This window comes from Vibrio sp. 1CM2L, assembly GCF_023161695.1.
Classification (GTDB): Bacteria; Pseudomonadota; Gammaproteobacteria; order Enterobacterales; family Vibrionaceae; genus Vibrio; species Vibrio coralliirubri.
On the sequence record NZ_JALNTT010000003.1, the window covers coordinates 604624 to 625979 of the forward strand.

General features: G+C 42.8%; 17 protein-coding genes and 2 pseudogenes. 14 read left to right on the forward strand and 5 right to left on the reverse strand.

What is annotated here, in order from left to right; all coding sequences use genetic code 11:
- Positions 1-2: 2 nt before the first annotated feature.
- The 5 genes from MSG34_RS12685 to pheT all read left to right on the forward strand — a co-directional run bounded on the left by MSG34_RS12685 (position 3) and on the right by pheT (position 7029).
- Positions 3-794 carry an outer membrane lipoprotein-sorting protein gene (locus tag MSG34_RS12685; RefSeq protein ID WP_248337685.1) on the forward strand — a complete coding sequence of 264 codons (792 nt, stop codon included), beginning with the start codon at positions 3-5 and terminating at the stop codon, positions 792-794.
- A gap of 9 nt (positions 795-803) precedes the next feature.
- Positions 804-2036 carry a hypothetical protein gene (locus MSG34_RS12690; RefSeq protein ID WP_248337687.1) on the forward strand — a complete coding sequence of 411 codons (1233 nt, stop codon included), beginning with the start codon at positions 804-806 and terminating at the stop codon, positions 2034-2036.
- A 202-nt stretch (positions 2037-2238) separates the two neighbouring features.
- A complete protein-coding gene (locus MSG34_RS12695; RefSeq protein ID WP_248337688.1) occupies positions 2239-3330 on the forward strand; it encodes a GGDEF domain-containing protein in 1092 nt (363 codons plus the stop codon).
- Positions 3331-3639: 309 nt separating this feature from the next.
- Positions 3640-4623, forward strand: coding sequence for a phenylalanine--tRNA ligase subunit alpha (pheS, locus tag MSG34_RS12700; RefSeq protein ID WP_004734764.1), 984 nt, complete (start codon positions 3640-3642; stop codon positions 4621-4623).
- Positions 4624-4641: 18 nt separating this feature from the next.
- On the forward strand, positions 4642-7029 hold the full coding sequence (gene pheT / locus MSG34_RS12705; protein ID WP_248337690.1) for a phenylalanine--tRNA ligase subunit beta: 2388 nt from the start codon (positions 4642-4644) through the stop codon (positions 7027-7029).
- A gap of 93 nt (positions 7030-7122) precedes the next feature.
- Here the strand turns inward: pheT and MSG34_RS24255 are convergent, their stop codons facing one another.
- On the reverse strand, positions 7123-8904 hold the full coding sequence (locus MSG34_RS24255; protein WP_248337692.1) for a HEPN domain-containing protein: 1782 nt from the start codon (positions 8902-8904) through the stop codon (positions 7123-7125).
- 296 nt (positions 8905-9200) lie between these two features.
- On the opposite strand from MSG34_RS24255, the pseudogene MSG34_RS12715 reads away from it, so the two are divergent.
- Positions 9201-10073 (forward strand): annotated as a pseudogene (locus MSG34_RS12715) (alpha/beta hydrolase).
- A gap of 142 nt (positions 10074-10215) precedes the next feature.
- On the opposite strand, the gene MSG34_RS12720 reads toward MSG34_RS12715, so the two are convergent.
- Positions 10216-10899 carry a hypothetical protein gene (locus tag MSG34_RS12720; protein ID WP_248337694.1) on the reverse strand — a complete coding sequence of 228 codons (684 nt, stop codon included), beginning with the start codon at positions 10897-10899 and terminating at the stop codon, positions 10216-10218.
- A 171-nt stretch (positions 10900-11070) separates the two neighbouring features.
- Between MSG34_RS12720 and MSG34_RS12725 the strand changes: the two are divergent.
- The 5 genes and pseudogenes from MSG34_RS12725 to MSG34_RS12745 form a co-directional block, all read left to right on the forward strand.
- Positions 11071-11406 (forward strand): annotated as a pseudogene (locus MSG34_RS12725) (alpha/beta hydrolase); the annotation flags it as partial.
- Between the two features lie 297 nt (positions 11407-11703).
- Positions 11704-12630, forward strand: coding sequence for a hypothetical protein (locus tag MSG34_RS12730; RefSeq protein ID WP_248337695.1), 927 nt, complete (start codon positions 11704-11706; stop codon positions 12628-12630).
- Between the two features lie 438 nt (positions 12631-13068).
- A complete protein-coding gene (locus MSG34_RS12735) occupies positions 13069-13212 on the forward strand; it encodes a hypothetical protein (RefSeq protein ID WP_248337697.1) in 144 nt (47 codons plus the stop codon).
- Between the two features lie 75 nt (positions 13213-13287).
- Complete coding sequence (locus MSG34_RS12740; RefSeq protein ID WP_248337699.1) at positions 13288-14019, forward strand: GTPase; 732 nt, start codon at positions 13288-13290, stop codon at positions 14017-14019.
- 45 nt (positions 14020-14064) lie between these two features.
- Complete coding sequence (locus tag MSG34_RS12745; protein WP_248338173.1) at positions 14065-15207, forward strand: MFS transporter; 1143 nt, start codon at positions 14065-14067, stop codon at positions 15205-15207.
- Between the two features lie 355 nt (positions 15208-15562).
- Here the strand turns inward: MSG34_RS12745 and MSG34_RS12750 are convergent, their stop codons facing one another.
- Complete coding sequence (locus MSG34_RS12750) at positions 15563-15820, reverse strand: hypothetical protein (protein ID WP_048609136.1); 258 nt, start codon at positions 15818-15820, stop codon at positions 15563-15565.
- A gap of 637 nt (positions 15821-16457) precedes the next feature.
- On the opposite strand from MSG34_RS12750, the gene MSG34_RS12755 reads away from it, so the two are divergent.
- The gene (locus MSG34_RS12755) at positions 16458-16796 is read left to right on the forward strand and encodes a cytosolic protein (protein ID WP_248337701.1); all 339 of its coding nucleotides are present in this window, start codon (positions 16458-16460) and stop codon (positions 16794-16796) included.
- A 97-nt stretch (positions 16797-16893) separates the two neighbouring features.
- On the opposite strand, the gene MSG34_RS12760 is transcribed toward MSG34_RS12755, so the two are convergent.
- Positions 16894-18402, reverse strand: coding sequence for a DUF3360 domain-containing protein (locus MSG34_RS12760; RefSeq protein WP_248337702.1), 1509 nt, complete (start codon positions 18400-18402; stop codon positions 16894-16896).
- A 527-nt stretch (positions 18403-18929) separates the two neighbouring features.
- On the opposite strand from MSG34_RS12760, the gene MSG34_RS12765 reads away from it, so the two are divergent.
- Both MSG34_RS12765 and MSG34_RS12770 read left to right on the forward strand, forming a co-directional pair.
- Positions 18930-19802 (forward strand): patatin-like phospholipase family protein, encoded by an 873-nt coding sequence (locus tag MSG34_RS12765; RefSeq protein ID WP_248337705.1) that lies wholly within the window; start codon positions 18930-18932, stop codon positions 19800-19802.
- 15 nt (positions 19803-19817) lie between these two features.
- Positions 19818-20186: a hypothetical protein gene (locus MSG34_RS12770; protein ID WP_248337707.1), complete on the forward strand. Its 369-nt coding sequence runs from the start codon at positions 19818-19820 to the stop codon at positions 20184-20186.
- Between the two features lie 91 nt (positions 20187-20277).
- Here the strand turns inward: MSG34_RS12770 and MSG34_RS12775 are convergent, their stop codons facing one another.
- Positions 20278-21189, reverse strand: coding sequence for a hypothetical protein (locus MSG34_RS12775; protein WP_248337709.1), 912 nt, complete (start codon positions 21187-21189; stop codon positions 20278-20280).
- Positions 21190-21356 lie beyond the last annotated feature (167 nt).

Here is a 21356-nt window from a genome sequence, read left to right on the forward strand (position 1 = left end):
TTATGAAAAGCGTTAAACAATCATTCGTTACTACATTATTCACGCTGAGCACGTTGGCAGCTTTCCCAGCATTAGCAGACCCAGCTAAAGGCCTAGAAATAGCCGAGCAACGCAAAGCCGTGGATATGGGGTGGGGCGATTCTGTCGCGACCATGGAGATGCTACTTCGCAACAAACAGGGCGAAAGCAGCACACGTCTAATGCGATTGAAGTCATTAGAAGTGGATGACGATGGTGACAAAGGCTTAACCATTTTTGATGAGCCACGTGATGTAAAAGGCACGGCTTTCTTAAACCATTCACACATCTCTAAATCTGATGAACAATGGTTGTATCTGCCTGCTCTGAAACGTGTAAAACGCATCTCTTCACGTAACAAGTCGGGCCCGTTTATGGGCAGTGAATTTGCTTACGAAGACTTAAGCTCGTTTGAGCTAGAAAAGTACACCTTCAACTACATTGAAGACGCCAAAATTGAAGGTGTGGATACCTTTGTTTTAGAGCAAGTTCCTACCGACAAAAACTCTGGCTATACCAAGCAGAAAGTATGGCTAGACCAACAATATTACCGCCCCGTTCAAGTGGAGTTTTACGACCGTAAAGGCGCATTGCTGAAAACCCTGTCGTTCCAAGACTACAAACAATACCTAAACCAATACTGGCGCGCGCACACCATGTCGATGCAAAACCATCAAACAGGAAAAAGTACCGTTTTAACCACGACAGATTTAGCGTTCCAGACCGGTCTTAAGGACAAAGATTTCCAGAAAAACACACTGAAACGTGCAAAGTAAGGCAAGAATATGAAAAGGATTGTGTTAACAGGAACGCAGTTATCTTTAACCTTGGCAGCGACAGTTGGACTCATGCAGGTGTCGTTACCATGTGTGGCGGCTGGATTTAGCTCTGAGTTCGTAGAACAGATTAGCCCACAGCTCGCAGGGCAGGTTAACCTTGAACACAGGCAGTTTTTTAGCGACGGCTTACAAGGGCAAGATAAAGGGCAAAGCTCACTGGTTTTGCAGCCAGAGTTTTATTGGGAACAACAAGAGGGCAACGGCAGTTTTACCTTCACCCCGTTTTATCGCCTAGACAGTGAAGACGATGAACGAACTCATGGTGATATTCGTGAAGCCTTGTATCTCACCTACTGGGATGACTACGAACTGCGGGCGGGTTTAGGCAAAGTGTTTTGGGGCGTGACCGAATCGGCGCATTTAGTGGATGTGGTAAACCAAACCGACGCTATTGAATCGGTCGATGGCGAATCCAAGCTAGGTCAGCCAATGGTGCACTTCACCTCGATAAAAGACTGGGGAGCCATCGACGCCATGTTACTGCCGTATTTTCGTGAACGTACCTTTGCAGGCGAAGACGGACGCTTAAGACCAACCGTGCCAGTATCGAACGATGCGCTTTACGAATCTTCGCGAGAAGAAAAACACGTCGATGTGGCGCTGCGCTATAGCCAAATGTACGGTGATTGGGATGTCGGTTTAAGTTATTTGGGCGGCACAAACCGCGACCCTTATTACCGTGTGCAAGGCAACCAACTCAAGCCATACTACGCGCAAATGCAGCACTTCGGACTGGATGTGCAGGGCATTATCGGTGACTGGTTATGGAAGCTGGAAAGCATTTATCGCGATAGTTACGACAACCACACAGGCGTCGCAACAGGCTTTGAATACACTTGGGTTGGAGCGCTTGAATCGTACTGGGACATCGGCTTCATTGCGGAATACCTGTATGACAGCCGAGGCAACAATGCTCAAACCATCGGCCAAAACGATGTGTTCTTAGGCGCGCGTTTTGCCTTGAATGATGAAGACGGCACCGAAGTACTTACGGGCATCACCCAAGATTTAGATAACAGCGATGTCTACAGTGCCAAGTTGGAAGCATCAAGCCGAATCAACAACAACCTGAAGTGGCGATTAAACGCTTGGTTGTTTGAGAACGAAACCCCAGAAGACTTATTGTTCTTCGCTCGAAAGGATGATTTTGTTGAGGTAGCGTTGGAATATTATTTCTAGTGTTAGTTTGGTGGGGCGTTCTTGTTAAAGGAGGCGTCTCAGAATTAAGACGCGCTATATTTATAATGTTCAACGTCATCTTTTTATAAAATAGAGCAAATAATCGAATAGTCCCACAGGTAAGATGGTTATATTTTTCGAATATCTATAACCTCCGAATATGCATGTAAATCGTGCTGGTGGTATCGGCCCTAAGGGATCTATGAGTTTATTTAATTGGGATCAAAACTTTGAAACGGGCATTGGTGTTGTAGATGAACAACATCAATACCTTGTTGGTTTTATCAACCACTACGGAAATCTTTTGTCAGAGAATACAATCTCTATAGACGACATTAACATCGCTTTACTTGATCTCACACGCTATGCCGAATTTCACTTTAAAGAAGAAGAATCTTTGATGAGAGATTGCGGTGTACATCAGTTACACATTGAAGAACACATCAAAGCGCATCGTGTGTTTATGCAAGCTTTCATCTTGGAAGAAGATCAGGTGTCAGCACGGCAGTTATTGGACTTCCTCATCCATTGGCTTGCTTACCACATCCTCGGCATCGATCAAAACATGGCGCGACAAATGACCGCGATAGAAAAGGGTGCAACACCTCTACAAGCCTTTGAAGCAGAAGAAAAGCAGCAAGATTCTGCGACTGTCCCGCTGTTGGCTGCGCTTAACGGCCTGTTTGAACAAGTCTCTGAACGAAACAAACAGTTGTTACGCTTCAATCAGTTACTCGAAGACAAAGTCGAGGAACGGACGGCAGAATTGAAACGAGCGAGTAAGAAGCTTGAAGAACTGTCGTTAACAGACTCACTCACTCATTTGCCTAACCGCCGCAGTGCCTTTAAACAGTTAGCGCTACATTGGCAAGACTCCAAAGAACTTGGTATTCCTTTAGTGTGCATTATGATTGATGCCGACAACTTCAAGCGCATTAATGACACAAGTGGGCATGATGCCGGTGACTTGGTGCTACAAACCCTCTCGCGTGAACTGAAAAATACGTTCCGTAATGATGATATTGTTTGCCGGTTAGGTGGCGATGAGTTCTTGGTTATTTGCCCTAACACCGACCTCAAAGGTGGCATGCACATCGCGGAAACGGCTCGCCAGAAAGTGTCTGAATTAGAGGTTGAAACCAGTCATCAAGTTTGGATTGGCAGTATTAGTGTCGGTGTGGCTGAAATAACCCAAGAATTCGGCTCAATGAACGAGTTAATTAAAGCCGCCGATGAGTCCGTCTATTTAGCAAAAAACGCAGGTAAAAACAGTGTTTGTTCGATTCAGATTTAAAACTGGTTTATTTCAAGTTCAGATCTAAGTTCGCTTTAGTTTTAGATCTCGGTTCACTAGAGATTCAGAACTCAGCTCTCTGTAAATCTTGAGCCCCGCTCACTTCTAAACAAAGGAGTGGCACTCGTATTTGTGCCACTTCCTCTTACTACTCATTAATATCCTGTTAAATTTGCCGTGTTTTTAGTCAATAACTTGCTCTTTTAACGATTCAATTTGGCATTGGTTGCGTGTTTGATTACTATGTGTAGCTATCTAAAAAAACTAATCATCCGATACGGACACTACCAACTGGTAGATGAGGAAATGATGCAACATCTAGAAGAGATCATTGCTAATGCAACGACTGCTATTGATACAGCAGATTCGTTAGTCGCACTTGATGAAGTGCGAGTTCAGTATTTAGGTAAGAAGGGTGAACTAACTCTTCAACTACAAAGCCTAGGTAAACTTCCACCTGAAGAGCGTCGCACTGCTGGTCAAGAGATCAACAAAGCGAAAGGTGCTGTTCAACAAGCGATCGCAGCTCGCAAAGACGCACTACAACGTGCAGAGCTTGAAGCGAAACTAGCTGAAGAAACTATCGATGTGAGCCTACCAGGTCGTCGCATTGAGAACGGTGGTCTTCACCCAGTTACTCGCACAGTTGAGCGTATCGAACAGTTCTTTGGTGAGCTTGGCTTTAGCACTGAGTCTGGCCCTGAGATCGAAGATGCATTCCACAACTTTGATGCACTAAACATCGCAGACGATCACCCAGCTCGTACTGATCACGATACTTTCTTCTTCAACCCTGATCTAATGCTACGTACGCACACTTCTGGTGTTCAAATCCGTACGATGGAAAACGGCAAACCGCCATTCCGCTTCATTGCTCCGGGTCGTGTTTACCGTAACGACTACGATCAAACTCACACGCCAATGTTCCACCAAGTGGAAGGTATGTTAGTTGATGAGAACGTAAACTTCGCACAACTTAAAGGCATTCTTAACGATTTCCTTTGTAACTTCTTTGAAGAAGAAGTTGAAGTGCGTTTCCGTCCTTCATTCTTCCCGTTCACAGAGCCTTCAGCTGAAGTTGACGTGAAACGTAAAGATGGCAAATGGCTAGAAGTTCTAGGCTGTGGCATGGTTCACCCTAACGTACTTCGCTCTGTTGGCATCGACCCTGAGAAATACTCTGGTTTTGCATTCGGTATGGGTGTAGAGCGTCTAACGATGCTTCGTTACGGCGTAAATGACCTTCGTGCGTTCTTCGAGAACGACCTTCGTTTCCTTAAACAATTCAAGTAATCCGGGGCAGTCAAAACTATGAAATTCAGTGAATCTTGGCTACGCGAGTGGGTTAAACCTGCAATTAACAGCGAAGAGCTAGCTCACCAAATCACTATGGCTGGTTTGGAAGTTGACGATGTAGAACCTGTTGCTGGTGAATTCACCGGCGTTAAAGTAGGTAAAGTGGTTGAGTGCGGTCAGCACCCAGACGCAGACAAACTACAAGTAACTAAAATTGATATCGGCGAAGAAGAACTTTTAGACATCGTTTGTGGTGCATCTAACTGTCGTCTTGGCCTAACTGTAGCAGTAGCAACAGTTGGCGCAGTACTTCCTGGTGACTTCAAAATCAAGAAAGCAAAACTACGTGGCGTTCCATCGCACGGCATGCTTTGTTCTTTCTCTGAGCTAGGTATCGACGTAGAGTCTGACGGCATCCTTGAGCTGCCTGAAGGCACAACGCTAGGTATGGACGTACGTGAGCTTCTTGAGCTTAACGACGTAACTATCGACGTAGACCTAACAGCAAACCGCGCAGACTGCTTCAGCATCCGTGGCCTTGCTCGTGAAGTTGGCGTACTAAACCGCGCAGACGTTACAGAGCCAGCAGTTGAAGCTGTTGCAACAAGTATTGAAGACACAGTATCTGTTGAAATCAAAGCAACTGATGCTTGTCCACGTTACCTTGGCCGTGTGGTTAAGAACGTAAACGTGAAAGCGGAATCGCCAATCTGGATGCAAGAAAAACTGCGTCGTTGTGGTATCCGTTCAATCGACCCAGTTGTAGACATCACAAACTACGTGATGCTAGAGCAAGGCCAACCAATGCACGCATTTGATCTAGCTAAGATCGAAGGCGGTATCGTGGTTCGTCTAGCAGAGCAGGGCGAAAAACTAACACTTCTAGATGGCAACGAAGCTGAACTAAACAGCAACACACTTGTTATCGCTGACCACAACAAAGCACTAGCAATCGCTGGTATCTTTGGCGGTCAAGATTCAGGTGTTACTACTGAAACAACTGACGTTCTTCTTGAAGCTGCATTCTTCGCACCGGATCACATCCGTGGTCGCGCACGTGCTTACGGCCTTCACACTGATTCTTCTCTACGTTTCGAACGTGGTGTTGATTCAACACTTCAAGCAGCAGCAATGGAGCGTGCAACACAGCTTCTAGTTGAAATCTGTGGTGGTGAAGTTGCGCCAGTAAACGGCAGCGAATCTGAAGCTGATCTACCAAAAGCAAACGTAGTTGCTCTGCGTCGCGCTAAGCTAGACAGCCTACTAGGTCACGAAATCCCATCTACAGACGTAGTGGAAATTCTTACTCGCCTAGGTTGTGAAGTAGAGACTACAGACGCAGGTTGGACGGCAACGTCTCCATCTTGGCGTTTTGATATCGCAATCGAGCAAGACCTAATTGAAGAAGTAGGTCGTATCTACGGTTACGATAACATTCCAAACCAAGCGCCTAAAGCGGCACTTAAAATGAATGACCACAAAGAAGCTAACCAACCGCTTAAGCGCGTTCGTGACCTTCTTGTAGACCGTGGCTACCACGAAGCAATCACATACAGCTTCGTAGAACCAGAACAGCAAAAGCTTGTTGTACCTGGTGTTGAGCCGCTAATCCTGCCATTCCCAATCTCTGCGGACATGTCAGCAATGCGTCTTGGCCTAATCCAAGGTCTACTAAACACAGTTGTTCACAACCAGAAGCGTCAACAGTCTCGCGTTCGTCTATTCGAATCAGGCCTACGTTTCATCCCTGAAGCAACTGCTGAAAACGGCATGCGCCAAGAAATGATGCTTGCGGGCGTTATCTCTGGTACTCGTGGCGAAGAGCACTGGGACATTGCAACTAACACTGTAGATTTCTTCGATCTTAAAGGTGACCTAGAAGCCGTTCTTGAGCTTTCAGCAAACGAAATCGCATACAGCTTCAAAGCAGCGAAGCACCCAGCACTTCACCCAGGTCAAACTGCGGCTATCGTAGTAGACGGCAAAGAAGTGGGTATCATTGGTACTGTTCACCCAGAACTAGAGCGTAAGTTTGGTCTTAACGGCCGCACTATCGTATTCGAAATCGAATGGGCAGCTATCAACACTCGCGTGCTTCCAGAAGCAGTAGCCGTATCTAAGTTCCCTGCAAACCGTCGTGATATCGCAGTAGTTGTTGACGAAGCAGTTGCTTCTGGCGACATCGTTGAAGCGTGTATCGCAGCTGGTGGCGAATTCCTAACAGGCGCTAAACTGTTCGACGTATACGTTGGTCAAGGCGTTGAAGAAGGTAAGAAGAGCCTAGCAATCGCACTTAGCCTACAGTCTGTAGAGCGCACACTTGAAGATGCAGACATCGCTGGTTCAGTAGATGCTATCGTAGCTTCAATCTCAGAGAAATTCGGCGCAGCACTTCGCGACTAATCTTTTCTGATAGATAGAAAACCAAAGGCCTCGCATTGCGAGGCCTTTTTTGTAAGAACAAATTCAAGCAAGAGCTAAATTTCTAAGTGCTGATTACGATGAAGGTCCAAATAATACATTTTTAAAGTCTGTAGGCACTAGCTCATCAGTTTTATTTTTTTCTTTAAGGTAACTTTTATGACATTCAATATTAATCCTCATTTCTTGGATTAAGTTGTCAATCGAGCTAATATCATCAAAAGATACTTTACGTTCAATTATCGAAAATAAAACCAAGTCTAAATAAAAATGAGCCATTTCCACGAGATAATCTTTATGCCCATTAATATCACCTTGATGGACGATTTTATTTCGAGTTCGATAAACTCTACGAAGATCTTTTTCACATTTACTTTTTTCTTCTTCAATTAAATTACTTATTCCTTTCCTTGTTTGGAGGATATTTACAAGGTTAATGAACTTAAATCGAATTAATGGTTGCTCATCTAATTTGGACAATAAATCTACTGCTATTTTTTCATACTGCTTCACTGATAAAAGGGCAGCCATAGCTTCTTCTTCATCGATTATTCCTAAATTTCCCATTACTGCACGAAATTCTATTTCGTTCCACTTTAAAAAAATGTCTTTTAATGCACAGACTCTATGGCGGACAGCATAGAAAGAATAGATTAAGGATATGGATTCAATTACAGTTGAAATGTGAGATTTCGTTTTTCCCGTGATTAATAGAGCCTCTAAGCATATCCATAAATTTAAAATTTGTGATGCAGTTTCATCATTTTCTAAAGCATGTGCATGTAACTCTACACTTCGAATAAAACGTTTGAATGAATCTTGTTCTAAACCGAAGTTAGATAAAAATACCGGGAAAATATCTTTAGTGTGAGCGAAGTCAGCTTCGCTTAACGAAGACATCATATTAGTTTGTTTACTTATATTCACAACATGATTTTTACTATGATTGTAGACGAGGCAGTAATCGGAAAACCATGGTTTGGTGCGATGCGAAAAAACAACTAATAGATCTGATAACATACCAACCCTAGAAGCAGCAACTCGCATCGCGTGTTGATAGTCGACAGCTTCTACATTAGCACAACTAAGAAATACTTTCTTATCTCTAGGATTTCTAAAAAACTTGTTTTCTAAAATTTCATTATATACATGTTCTTTAGTGCTGAATATTTTAAGGTTCAGGTTTTTACAAGCTTCAGATATTTCGTTGTATATTTTAGAAGCGGTGAAAATAACTTCAAATTCCTTATATTCAAGGTCGAAGTATTCAAGAAAGGCAGCTAAATCCTCTAATGATGAGACTTTATTTATACCAGACTTATCAAAAAAATGTCTATTTGTTAAAAAGTATATAGTACCTTTTTGATACCCATAAGAAACCAGGAACTCATATAGTTTATCAGTTAAATTTTGTATCTTCTTTTTTTGTTTAGGTGTACTGATTGCTTCTTTTAACTGTTCAACTACTTCATTTAGATATCGCTGTGAAGGGATCTTAAACTTAATTAATTCTAGTATGTTTTTAAGCTCTTTATTATCATTTGAAGCGTTTAATTTTGAAAGATAAACTTCTGCTTTTTCGTTTAATAGTTTTTTTACGACTGAATCAGTTCTAATGTTTTCTCGAATCTCATCATACAACATGTTCAACTCGGTATCTGAAGTAATATGTAAACCCTTCTCTTGGAGTTCAATGTACTCTAAACACTCGGTTATTATATCTTTCAGAGGTACTTTAATATTTTTTTCTACATAGTCTGAACGGTCGTAAGACAACTCCAATAACCTCTGGGAAAAAAATAACAATCCTTCAAGCTCTGGCTTATAAGCCCAAGTCGCAAGATTTGTAATAATCACTACTAAACTCTCTTGTATAAATAAATATGCATTTAAATTATTGGTATCATACCCCGAAATGTCACTGTCTGTAAGCTTTTGTTATTATTAATTTTTATGTCAATATGATTGTAGGTTTAACCTATTGGTTCACTGTGAAAAAGGAGCGTTCATCTAGTCATAGAGTCGGAGTTTAATATCAATTATATCCTTTAAAGGTGACTTATTGACCTGTCTACAATTTCACACTTTATAGTGGCTATGTTGATTGAGAGGGGCGCTTTCTGTGTTCTCTCCAAAGTAAGTAGAGAGACACTATGAAACGTTTAATTCTAAACATCACATTCTTGGTATTCATGGCGCTGGCAGCTTTAATGCCATGGCTCATGATTCAATGGTTAAGTACGGTATTTCTATATCTCACGATGGTGAGCAAATTGCGTATGGAAGAAGTGGGAGCGGGGGATACGGTGCTAATCTTCATTCGCAGCTGGAGTTTAGACAGCAGGCTATGGCAGAACCAAGTGAGTGAGTTTTCAAAGCAGTACCAAGTGATCACTATGGACTTAGCAGGGCACGGTAACTCATCGTTCAACCGTGAAGAGTACACCATGGTTGCGTTCGCTGAAGACATCAAAGCCGTAATCGACAAAGAACAACTTGATTCAGTCGTCTTAGTTGGTCATTCAATGGCTGGTGGTGTTATTGCAGAAGCCGCTAAACTGATGCCGAAAAGAGTGAAGGGCATTATTGGTGTCGACACGTCGCAAAACGTCGCGCTAGCGGTTTCACAAAGCGACCTAGATGCGACGACCAAACCCTTTGAAGCAGACTTCCAAGCGGGTATTGCTGCATTCGTGAAAGACTCGCTACCAAAAGACGTAGACGCAGATTTACTTTACTGGGTAACGCAAGACATGGCCTCAGCACCGCCAGCTATCGCGATAAACCAGTTCCGCCATTATCTAGGCCAATACGTGACAGGCGAAGCCCACCGCGTGTATGAGAACGTGAATGTACCAGTAATATTGGTTAACGCTCGCCTATGGCCAACGGACTCAGAAGCGAACAAGAAACACATCAAGGACTACAGCATTTACTACATTGAAGACTCAGGCCACTTCCCAATGCTAGAGCAACCACAGCAGTTCAACACAATATTGATGAAAGCGGTTAAGTCAGTGAAGTAGGGCGGTTGTAATCATTCTATAGATAAAACTAAGGCCTCGCGTGTGCGAGGCCTTTTTGTTCTAGATGGTGCGCTCATGCCGATTAGTTCAGCAACGATTAAAAGGCCTTGCTCTAAACTTTTCGACCTTGTTAAAATGTATTCTACCTGATCTTAAGGAATACTCTTTTTTCTTCATCAGATAGTTTTTGTGCCCAAAAGCAGAATTTCCTTAACCTAGTCAATGCTCGGTGTTTTCCAGAATTGCTTAATATCCATGGCACAAAAAACAAAGAAGCGTAAACGACGGAAAATAGCCCTATAGCCATAAATGTCTCATTGGACTCCCAAAATAGTGATATTAGTGATGCTGCTAAAAAGGACGCAAATATTATGAACCAAGGGTTTGTAACTATTGGTGATTGTGAATAACTTTCGATTTCGGTATTACAATATTCTAGAGTGCTATTAAAATCACAATTTTTTGCTGTTTTTGATTTAATCGCCCCTTCATAGAATAAAACGAATTGTAAATATTCGTTATTTTTACTAAAAAATGAGAGCTCATGCTGGAAAATGTTCGAGTAACGTTCAAATGCTTTTTGTCGGCATCTGTTATATTTTTTGATCATTTTGAAGCACATGATCAAAGAGAAAGACAGTGACAACGTTGACTGAAACATTCCCTCTGCGAAATACTTGAGACCAATTGCTCCGAATGTAAAGAGTAAGAACTGACATATCAACACAATCAGATCAGCGATATTATTATTTACAACTATCGTCCTAAATACTTTCCATACATCTGCGTCATTACAAAGTTTGTAATGTTTTAAAAATACTTTCACTCACTGCTCCCGAAGACGCGCTAGTTTTTCACTAGGATTATAGGATAATTTCCCTTTAAAACATTATGTTAACGTTATTGGTCAAAGTTGTATATCTCTTTTAGGTTACTCAACATTAAACCACTAATTTAGGTTAAGGATGCGTCAGGTTTGCGGGATGACTCCCCATAGTTTTTAAAAGACTCGCTACCAAAAGACGTAGACGCAGATTTACTTTACTGGGTAACACAAGACATGGCATCAGCACAGCCAGCTATCGCGATAAACCAGTTCCGCCATTATCTAGGCCAATACGTGACTGGCGAAGCACACCGCGTGTATGAGAACGTGAACGTGCCAGTAATATTGGTTAACGCTCGTCTATGGCCAACAGATTCAGAAGCGAACAAGAAACACATCAAGGATTACAGCATTTACTACATTGAAGACTCAGGCCACTTCCCAATGCTTGAGCAACCACAGCAGTTCAACGAAACGTTGATGAATGCGGTTAAGTCAGTGAAGTAGGCGCCGTAGTTGTTAAAATATGGATGTAATCGGTGATAGATAAAACTAAGGCCTCGCGTTTGCGAGGCCTTTTTGTTAGTTGGAGGCTTTGCTAGATACATTCATTTCAATTTGTGAGTAATGTTCGCATCGTTCATTCTTTTATGGTCCTTAAACGACGGCCTCATAGTTATATAAATGCTCTATCAACCACCCTTAGATACGTAATTAGCACCACTGTTATTAGTAAGGGCTGACCGAATCTAGTGGTGCTTTCTACTGATAATAATTTTAACTATGTGTTTAGGACGTCCTGCTATGGCTAAGAAAATAATATTCATTCATGGTCGCGCTCAAAAGCCCGATAAAGCTTCCCTTCAAGCACTCTGGTACGAGGCTATAGAACATGGCTTACAGCGAGATTGTGGAGACTCAAGTTCGTTACAAGCTTTTAAAGATGTCGATAAACGGTTTGTCTATTACGGTGAACTATCAAACACATTGTTAGACAAACCAACGGAAGACCCTGCAAGTCGGCAGCAAGCGTTGTCTGAACTCAAAAAGTACAAGACAAGCCAGTTCAATAAAACAACGTATAACAAGGTATCTAAAATTGGTTTTCTAAAAGAGGCGTTAGCAGATACTTTTTCATCGCTGTTTGGAAAGCTAGGTGTGGCTGAGACACTCATAACGATGGTCGCGCCGGATATGGCGCATTATTGGTATGAAGATACCTATTTTGGTAGCGATGTCAGGCATAGGCTAATGGTTGAACTGAAGGAAGCGCTTGATAATCAGGATGATGTGATGATTGTATCGCACAGTCTTGGGTCGATGATCAGTTATGACGTGTTATGGAAGTTGTCTCATTATGGAGAGTATAGACACGACTATGGTGCGGACAAGAAGGTCAATTTATTGCTGACGCTCGGGTCACCGTTAGGCGATGAAAACGTAAAAGATAGGCTAAAAGGGAGTCGCTTGAAAGATGAGAAGAAGTACCCTTTGAACATTCAGCAATGGATAAACATATCAGCAGAAGATGATTTTATCTCTCATGACAGCAAAATTAAAAATGACTTCAAGGGTATGCTCAAACTGGGTCTGATACCCGGCGGAATGAAAGATATCCACCCGATTTACAACCTCAATATTCGCAACGGGAAAAGCAATCCGCACGCTTCCATCGGTTATCTCATTAACCCTAAATTCATCACAGTACTGGACGAATGGCTCTCGAGTTGATTTGGTTTTACCATCGCCAATTACTTCGGTGATCGTTCGTTGAAACTTAGGCAAAACAAGGCCTCGCACACGCGAGGCCTTTTTGTGTTCTGTAGAGCGAGCAAAACAAAGTGGCAGATGCACGTGATAATCCGCTACAAATCCCCTCCTAACCTCCCCTTGGTTTTACATCTCCAACCTCTTGCTGGCAATGAGAAAGGGGAGCAACTGAATACCGATCGTTGCCAGTGCAGCTGTATGTTCAGTGACAAATAACAATCTCCAATGAATCTCTCAAATAAGTAAAACCTCTCCGAATACTTACCAATCTCAAGAAATAACATTCTAAAAATGATCGTGTAACAATTTGTTAACGAGTTGTATTGTTTCTGTGTTCTTTGTCTTAGTTGCATATCGTTACCAAGCTCAGAACATACCATTATTTTTGAGGATCTGAATATGAACGGAAAACTAAGAACGGCTTTATCGTTAAATCTTAAGAAGCAAGATATCTCTAACCAACCTCCAAGACTGGTGCGATCGAATGCTGCCTTTGAACCGAATCCAGCCCCGTCAGAACACCACAAAAAAGAGTCTCGCTAATTAGCTTGCTCCCTCTTAATAAGGCACTCGAGAGAGTGTCTTATTGAAGATGTCTGCTGAGGAAAGGAATGATTTATGATTAATATACAAAACAGTCTCTATGATTTATTTGATACCCAAGGTGTGAGTCTTTCAAAAGAATACAAGGATTGCATTGAGAAATATTTAGTATCTGATTTGTCTTTCACTTCTGAGATGATGAATGGTTTGGCTCGAACTATTTTTCAAAATAAAAAGATGATGGCTTACTACCTTTTACACAATGCAATCGATGAGGCTAAAGGTGCGGCAAGGTTACGAATGATCGCAGAGCGGTATGCTGATGATGAATTAAGGCCGCTGATGTTGCGTCATTATAACGATGAGATGAATCATTCTACGTTGTTTGCCAGTCTTATTCCTTTAACTGGGTACGAGACAGAAACGCATGAACATGAAGTTCAATATGAGTTAGATAAAGTCATGAACTTTGACGATGAGCTCAAGACATTCCTGTTTAGGGTTCACTCTATTGAAATACGTTCATGGCGTTTACTGTTACTGCATTTGGCGATCATCGATGAGTCTGACGATGATTGCATGAAACAAATGCGTCCAACGATTCAAAAAATCTTAGAAGATGAAATGCAGCATGTGTGTTACACCGGGAAATATGTCAGTCGTTGGCTACATGCTGAGCCACACTTAAGCAAAGTTTTTGTTGAGTGCATTACCCACACGAATAAAGAAACATGGGAAGACCTCTCTTCGATGGCTTTATTCATGCGCGATCATATTCAAGATTTTCTTTTAGAATCGGCGGCTTAAATGACTCTCTGGCTTAGGCTTTTAACATCGCGAAGCTCATTCGCGATGTTGGTTATCATCGCTATCGCGTCAGTGATAGCGAATACTGGATGGCGAGTTGTTATGAATAACTTCGCTGTCGATACTGTCGGTATGACCGGTGCTGATGTGGGTGTATTGCAGAGTGTTAGGGAAATCCCAGGCTTGCTCTCATTTACTGTTTTGTTTCTGTTGTTCATCGCTTCAGAACAAAGAGTCGCGGTATTGTCGGTTGCAACATTAGGGCTAGGTGTTGCCGTGACTGGGTACTTGCCTTCGATTTATGGCTTCTATTTCAGCACGACGATCATGTCTATTGGTTTCCATTATTTAGAAGCGGTGAACAAATCACTCTCAACACAGTTGTTAGCGACTGAGAACTTCAGTGAATCAATGGGGAAAATTCGCTCTGCAGCCTCTTTTGTCTCAATGGTGACTTTTCTAGGCATTATGGTTGCGAGCTATTTGTTTGATGTTTCAGATAAGGTCATTTTCTTTACTTGTGGAGCAATATGTTTCTGGCTGGCGGTTTACTTGGTCACGTTCCAAGATACTCACACAAAGGTGAAGCAACATACCAAACTCATTGTCCGACGCGAGTACACGACCTATTACATTCTTACCTTTTTGAATGGGGCAAGAAGACAGATCTTTGTGGCATTTGCTGGCTTACTGATGGTGACCAAGTTTCAATATACGATCGCGATGATGGCCGCTCTGTTTATGGTCTCCAGCTTAGCTGCGACTCTTGCTCTACCGTATGTTGGGAGATTTATAGATCGAGTAGGAGAGAGGCTCGCTTTGATCATTGAGTATGCCGCGTTAGTGTTGGTGTTCCTATCTTACGCATTTGTGGATGATCATTATGCGGCAGCGGGGTTATATGTTATCGACAGTATCATTTTTAGCTTTGCGATAGCTTTAAACACTTACTTTAAAAAGACAATTAGGGAAGATGAAGTGGCTTCAACGGCGAGTTTGTCATTCACTATCAACCATATTGCAGCGGTGTTCTTACCCTTTTTGTTGGGAATTGTCTGGATGTCTGGTTATCAATGGGTGTTTGTTACAGGAGCAGTGATTGCTTTGATTAGCCTGTTTGTGTCGTTGACTATGGGCACGCAGCTACATCAGCGAATTAATGGATTCAATAGGCTACAGAACCAATAGCGACACTCATTTATCTGACTGGTCATTTCCTATTGTTAGAGTAACCAAAGCAGTTCACCTAACGTTGATGAAAGCGGTGAAGTTGGGTGCGGTAGTTATTAAAAGATAGTTATAGCCGTTAGAAGATAAAACCAAGGCCTAGCGATTACGGGGCCTTAGTTTTTTAAGTCAAATCGATGGAGCCTGTCAAACTGATAGAGTCCATTATTTTTTGTCTTGAGAGTCTTTATATTTTTTTGCAATCCACTCATGCAAATGAAGTCCCGTTTGACGCTTTAGGAATACAGTGATGCCGGCTAAAATTAACAGTCCGATTATTGTGCCCATAATTATCTCCACGCTTTGTTATTTTTGATTAATCCATTGATTTCATCATTTTATCTATATCAAGCCCACCAAGATCCTCGAGGTTATTCTTAATCTCTTCATCGATTGATAGTTGGCGTTCCACTTTCTTTATTTCCTTCTCAAGAAACTTTTCAACTTCTTGAGATACGTTGAACATCAACCCCTGTTCACGTGCTGCTTTTCTAGCTCGTTTAAGACGAACATCTAAGTCTGATGAAATTTTAATGTTCAGTGATACTTTGGATTGTTTTTTCTGTAATGACATATTGATTCTCAAATTTAGCTAAAAAATACTATAAACTTTTCTACCTTTTTAGCAAGAAATTTCGAGATTGGCGGACTCAGAAACGAATTAGAAACACGTCAAGGTTTGTAGCATTTGCTGCATTGAAGGATCAAGCCACTTCCCAGTGCTAGCACGACTCAGCAACTCAACATTATGCTGGTGAAAGCTTTGAAGCTGGTGAAATAGGGTAGTTGCACGTGACAATCCCCTCCTAACCTCCCCTTGGTTTACATCTCCAGTCTCTTGTTGGCAACGGGAAAGGGGAGGAACTGAATACCGATCGTGACAAGTGCAGCTATATGTTCAGTGCCAAAGAATGTTCTCCCCCTCGGGCGTTCATCTAAAGAGATCGGTGAACTCCCTTTGAGGGGGAGTTAGAGGGGGAGGTTTTGATGCTAGAATCGTTCAATACAACGTGACGAAATCGGTGAAGCCAGTGAAGTAGGGTGCTGTCGTTGTTAAAGGATAACGGTAACGGTTCGATAGAAAAACGAAAGCCTCGCGATTGCGGGGCCTTCTTGTGTTCCTAGTGAAACTCAATTTCTCCCACGCTCTACACTTGATAGTGATAGAATCCCTGCATCAGAACTATCGAGAATCTAGGTATTTATAAACAATGTTTATCCATCATGTGAACGGCATCGACTGGCTGGTGATTACAGCTTTTGAAGAATTGAAACCGATGTTTATCGAAGATGCTGGCCCTATCCCGTCTTACTTCTCTATTAGCAGTGAATTAAGCCTGATTGATCAAGCCAAGCGCAGCTGTGGGTTTTTGCCTACACTCCGCGGCGTGATCTCAGATACTGGCACGTACCAAAGTAAGGATCTTGAAGAAGATTTAAACCCACAACTGGCGTGTATCGTTGAGGGCAGAGGGCGTGTTTTCATCTATCACGGCGACTACGTGGCTTTTGTCGATGACGAACAAACCTTCATTACCCGAATGAATTAAAGCCAGTGAAGTAGGGCTATTAACCCTTGATAGAAAAACTAAGGCCTCGCATGTACGAGGCCTTTGTATTTCTAGCGAAGTTAACGATTAATCTAGCTTAACGAAAGCTTGGGATAATCGCTGGAATCCCTGGTAGAAGGCCAACCAACGCCATCACACTTGTTAGCACAATAAACATAATGCCTGGCAATACCCAACGGCTCATCTTGCTTAGTTCGCTACTGCGTTCTTTACAGCCAACTAAGCCTAAGTTGTCCAACAGCATGGTGAGAGCCCAACCAAATGCAGGGTTAACGAGCGCTGAAGAAAATACAACAATCGCTGCCGACTGTGTGGTTTTTCCTTCACGCGTCATTTCCATTCCAGCTTCTAGCAATGGCACAAATACCCCAACAATCAGCGCGACACACAGTACAGGTTGCCAGATAGCTAAATCCATCGGGTAACCCCAAACTGCGGCGATGATACAGAACAGAGCCGTTAGCAATGCGCCAGCAGGAATAGGGCGTTTAGCAATCGCCGCTGGTACGATGTAAGTCCCCCATGAAGACGTAAAGTTAGTACCACCAAGCAGAGAACCAAACGTTTGACGAATAGACGCAGTGGTCATGGTGTCGTCAATGTTCATGTGTACTTTTTCAGTACGCTCTGGGTAGCTGATCTTTTGGAATACTTGATGTCCTAAGAAATCTGGTGACCACATCGCTACTGCTAGAATCGCAAACGGCAATACCACCATGAAGTGCTCAATCGTCGGTAGACCTAGCATCCAACCCGTATCTTCTCCCCACCAATACATAGGGTTCATGTTAGGTAAGCCTGGCTCAGTGTGGAAAGCGAATGGGGCACCCATGGCAAATGCAATCGTACCACCCTGCAAGCAGCTAAGAGGTACCGCTAACCAACGCTTGCGGAAGTGTTCCAATAGCGCATACAGAATAATGGTGCAGAAGATCACGACAAAAGCGATGTGGCTCATGCCGATGCCTTCAGCCCAAGCGAACAGTTTTTTTACCTGAGAAGCGGTTCCTACAAAGCCAAGGTAGAGTAGCAAGCCACCACAAACGCCTTTACTGGTGAGATTGGCCAACATACTGCCGCCTTTACTGATGGCTAACAGCAGGCCAAACGCGCCAATCAACAGGCCAAACGCCATTGGGTGACCGCCAGCCGCAACCACAATCGGAATCAATGGAATGAGTGGACCGTGTGTACCTGCGAGGTTGGCCGTTGGTAGTAGAAAACCAGAGAAAAGGATGATGAAGACAGAGGCAATAAGGAGTTCGTATCGAACGTTCTCTAGAATAAAATCTTCATTTAACCCGAGAGCTCCAGCAAAGGTGGCTGCAATCGCACCTACCATAACCACTTTACCAATGGTCGCCGCCATCGCTGGGATGGTGTCTTCTATCTCAAATCGATAATCTTTAAACGGCAAATTGGGACGCCAGCGCTTAGGCGACATGATTTGTAATTCGTGTTCTAGATACTGTTCTCGGGATTCAAACTCTGAGCTTGGTTTATGTTGTTGTTCATAGGTGAGTTCATCCTCATTGGCTTGAGGCTTCTCTGTTTGTATATGTGCGGACTCTAAAGTAGTGCTCATTTTGATTCCTTTCGTTCACACTCTAAGGTGTGTTATTCCAACAAACGTTGTTTACTCATGCAGAAGCGCAAACAATGCGTCAACTTATAATTAAAGATTCATTAACATTTAGTTGTTAGTACCTTATACCAAACCAAAAAAAACAAATAGACTCAGTCGGTTAGACATTAGTCGTAGAGCAAGCCGACGAGTATTAGACTCGGTAGAGAGTATGTGTCTGTTTATTTGTAGGTGATGAGCTTTATTGGTAATAAACGAATATATAACAAGAAATACTTGGTGCTAAAGCGGCAGATAACGTCCACCAATCAGTGCTTTCTGGCGTTTTGGTGGGGGGATGGTGAAACACCCTTCAACGTTGTTCAGGCGTTTGAGACCAAGGTGTAAGCTAGAAGATAATTTTTACTATCCCAAAATGAAGATGTTCACCAGCGGCTTTAGGTCTTTTCAAAGCATTACACTGCTTAAGGTTACACGAAGTGATATAGTTTTTATTCAAAGAACTCATGATTTAAAGGATTGATACGATGGCAAAAACGATCTCATTGGTACTTGGCAGTGGTGGCGCAAGAGGCTTGGTTCACGTTGGCGTCATCCGCTGGTTAATTGAGCATGGCTATCAGATAAAATCCATTTCTGGCTGTTCAATTGGCGCACTTATCGGTGGTGTCTACGCTGCGGGTAAGTTGGATGAATTTGAAGAGTGGGTCACCAGTATCGACCAAGGGGACATGGCGATGTTGTTGGACTTTTCATGGCAATCGAGTGGTATCTTCAAAGGCGACAAGATCATCGACACACTGCGTGGACTGATCGGCGAGATTTCAATTGAAGATCTGCCCATCCCTTATACCGCAGTTGCTGCCAACGTCGCCGATGAAAAAGAGGTTTGGCTGCAATCAGGTTCTCTGTTTGATGCCATTCGTGCCTCTATCTCTTTGCCATTGTTCTTTACACCTCATGTCGTCAATGGCGAAGAACTCATTGATGGCGGAGTACTCAATCCCGTACCAATTGCGCCTACCTTTGGTGACAACACAGACTTTACACTGGCGGTGAACTTAGGTGGTGAACCTGAAATGCTTCAACAGGAAATTATCCCTGTTTCCCTACCAACGAAAGAGAGTAACCTGCACGAAAAGGTTGTTCATTTTATCGATAATCTAGGCAGCAGCGTAAAAAGTAAAATGAGCTTCAATTTTGCGGCCTACGACATTGCCAACCAAGCGTTTGATGCGATGCAATCGACCATTGCTCGCCAAAAACTGGCCGCTTATCCCGCCGATATTACGCTCGAACTCCCACGCAATGCCTGTGGCACCTTAGAGTTTGATCGCTCACAAGAGATGATAGACAGAGGCTACCATTTAGCACAGGCTAAACTGGGCAACCGACTTTAATGTATTTGCTGCTGAATGAGAGTAATTATGGAAACTGAACTCAAACTATCTGGACTCAAAGAATTGGTCACAACAAAAGATGTCATCGTACTCACCAGCATCGAAGTGCCAGCTGTATCTTGGATGATAGATTGCTATCAAGAGAACGGTGATATCCAAATTATCGAAAACGCACACCAGCTAGATACTGAAGCGATTTTGGCGCAATGTCGAAGCAGCCTTAGTGAAAGTAAAAAGGTGATACTCACCGCGCAGTTTCGCAGCCAACTCCCTATCATCAATATCGCTTCACTGTGCAATGAGCAGCGCAGATCATTGATCAATATTGAGCTATCAGGCTGGGATGAAGAAAATCGCGTTCCTCATTCTTATAGTAGTTTCTAGCTTATATTTGTTGCTAGGTAGAAAAAACTAAGGCCTCGCGTGTGCGAGGCCTTTATGGACTAGAGTAGCTCGATAGATACTGAGTCCGTTGTTAGTCATTTCGAGTCATATTAGGCATTTGCCCCAACATACCATCTTCGCCGAAATGGAATGTCTCAAGTTGGGCTCTGGGCGTGGAACTCGATTTAATCGAACTTGTATGGAGAGCTTCATCTTTTGTGTTCGCGGCATAAAGTTGTCCTGAAAATGGGATGCTGGTGTCGTAATTTTCAAACCATGCAGCCATTGCTTCCGTTAGCAAATTGTCAGACTTGTCGACATGCGCTAAGTAAGAGCTATGGTTGGCAAATATTCTCAAGTCGTGAACCAAATTAGGTGTGTTTTCATCTGGGAAGACAGCAGCCATCAAGATACCTGGAATCTTTTGGCACCACATGTCACATACTGTCTGGAATGAAGTGCCTAGATTCTGTATTCGGCCAGGTTTTACGTAACGCGTAGTAAACCCAAATAACGGAGGACCTTCTTCTCTACCGCCATCAGGTTTCATGAAGCCTGCAATACTATTCTTAAATTCGTAGCGTACGCCTGAAACAGCTAGAGTTTTCGTTCTTGTCTCTTCATCCCACCCGCCATACACAGCTAAAGTGTCTGGGCTTTCAGAGGAGAAATCATACGTATCCCACAAGGGTTCTCCTTGAGTAGGGCGAGACAAGTAATCGTTAAACGCTCGGGCACTTCGTATCCATAAAATATGCCAGTATGCCAAAGGATCTTCTTTATCAGGAAAGGCAAAGATTGCTTTTATGTCTGGGTTTTCTTCGTAAGCTGATTTGGAGAAAGCTTGAAATGCACTATTAAATTCACCAAGTTTTTCTTTTTTAATACGACGCTTACCATAAACAAGAATCGGTGTTATTTGTGCCGAGCCAGGTATTACAGCAGTTTCTTCAAACCGAGATGAAACTGGGCTTACTTGCTCTTTATTATCTTTAGGTTGCATGTCTTCTCCTAACTGAGTTACCACTTCTATCTATAATTAATAGCTGAAGTTCAATTTAATTCGCGTAGAACGAACATCTCTTATTTGTTCTGAGTGAAATACAAAGCCTAGATACAAAAAAACCTCTGGCGATGAATCACTCAGAGGTTTTTTGACGACGCAAAAGC